This is a genomic window from Desulfobacter curvatus DSM 3379, assembly GCF_000373985.1.
GTDB classification, from domain to species: domain Bacteria; phylum Desulfobacterota; class Desulfobacteria; order Desulfobacterales; family Desulfobacteraceae; genus Desulfobacter; species Desulfobacter curvatus.
Map to the genome: position 1 here is coordinate 1 of NZ_KB893007.1, position 1,958 is coordinate 1,958.

2 protein-coding genes are annotated in these 1,958 nt (G+C 42.7%); one reads left to right on the forward strand and one right to left on the reverse strand.

The genetic code is table 11. From position 1 onward, the window contains the following. Positions 1–210 precede the first annotated feature (210 nt). Positions 211–564 (forward strand): helix-turn-helix domain-containing protein, encoded by a 354-nt coding sequence (locus B147_RS27900; RefSeq protein ID WP_020586763.1) that lies wholly within the window; start codon positions 211–213, stop codon positions 562–564. 54 nt (positions 565–618) lie between these two features. Here B147_RS27900 and B147_RS0108395 read toward each other — a convergent pair whose 3' ends face one another. After that, positions 619–1,440 (reverse strand): GAF domain-containing protein, encoded by an 822-nt coding sequence (locus B147_RS0108395; RefSeq protein WP_020586764.1) that lies wholly within the window; start codon positions 1,438–1,440, stop codon positions 619–621. Positions 1,441–1,958: the final 518 nt, after the last annotated feature.

The window sequence follows — 1,958 nt, forward strand, 5'->3', positions numbered from 1 at the left end:
GGGTTAATAAGGAAAACTCGTGATATTGAAGATGCCTTTTGGCGGGACGATGCTGCTCTTGATGAACAAAATTGAGAATCGAGGTAACTGGAATATTTACTCTGTCTCTTGGGTAAACTTCGGGTGCGACTATACTACACGATTTGGGCTAAAGTATCAAGTCATATGACCTGAACTATAATAGGAGACCAAGGGAGTCGGTTGCGCCAAATGGCTGCGGCCGGCAGCCAGAGCAATCAGGTTAGCAAGGCTGTTCTGTGGCTCAAAGAGAATTATACGAAGCCGCTTCGTGTCGAAAACCTGGCAGAAATCTCAGGAATGAGTACCTCCACCTTTCACCATCATTTCCGGACACTGACTGCCATGAGCCCTCTGCAATACCAGAAATGGATGCGGCTGCATGAATCCAGACGGCTCATGCTGACAGAACGCCTGGATGCAGCAGCAGCAGCGTTTCAGGTCGGGTATGAAAGTCCTTCTCAGTTCAGCCGGGAATATAGCCGCCTATTCGGCGCCCCTCCTTTGCGTGACATCAAAAATCTGACACAGGCCGCTGTAAAATAACGCATAAATGGAGCGACGATCCGCTTTTATTTCCTCTACTTGTCAGGTTCTTATTTATTTGAAAAGATCCGGATATTTTTTTGTATAGTGTTTTTCCATGCAGTCAGGACAGATGCTGTGACTGATATCCGCTTGGGAGTATTTGCTTATGTAAACATCAACACGCTCCCAATATCCTTCATCATTTCGAATTTTTTTACAAAATGAACATAATGGCAAAATTCCTCTTAAAATTTTCAATTCTGACAATGCGCTTTTTAACAAAACTTTACGATCTTCCTCTGTCTTACGCATTTCAAGGATCAGATAGGCATTGGTCAGATAGGCTGTAAGCTGTTTTATATCATTGGCGTCATATTTGTCATCTTTATTGGCCACACACCCTAAAGCAACTATTTTGCCATGATTAGAAAAAACAGGAACCGACAAAAGCCGGGTGATTTTTACATGCCCAACCGGCACCCCACGTTTGTTTGCAAGTTCTTGGTCATAATCATTATAAAGGACAGGTTGTCTTTGCCTGATCGCGTTTCCCCAGATTCCGGATTTTTCAATGGGAAATTTAATGGGCTTAGTGTGGATGGCGCAATCATGGAAAACAGCTGAAGACCAAGAAAAAATCTGCATATATTTTTCATCATCACTAACAAACCCATAAAAACCGTACTGGCTTTCCGACATGACAACAATCTCTTCCAAAAGTGTGCCGCAGACTGTTTTAAAGTCACTGTCCGTCATGCTTGCGAGCTTCCAAAGCGATTGGAGGCGTTTTTGGTTAATCCTCAAAATTGTTTTATCCGCCTCATTTTTTGCCAATTCTTCCTGAAGCATGGTTATCTTTTTCTGAAGTTCCTGGTATGGGGGATGTTTTGCCATAAATATCATCCTTTCAATATTATTAACAAAAACATCAAAACTTTTGTTTTGAGAGCCTAAAAAAAGACAAGGGCTATTGCTGTCGTATGCACTTTCTTTGGGATTGCGCGCCGGGTAAATATCCAAGTGGGTGTCGGTGGTACTATTATAAAAATTATTCTGCTAAAAAAAAAGAAATTGTTTTGGATTCAAAGTTGCTGTTTCAACAGATCATCCGTTTTTTTCCTCCAATGGTAACCGTATGATAAAATTTGATTCTCTTCCCGGTAAAGCTTACTGCCCCGCCTTAAAATCGGGAAACGGCTGCCCAATCATATGCCGGTGTTCTTTGATCAATTCCATTGTGGGCATAAGGATTTCAGAGGATTTAGGTACCAGGGCCTCTGTTTGAAAAATGGTAAGGATCTGTTGCCCGGGAGGAGTATGGGCGCATTCCCATTTTCCCGGTCATGCCGCCGGCATTGGATTGTGCGTGGTTGCCATGAGTTTCAAACAATCCCAACGCCCTGCTTTAAAGT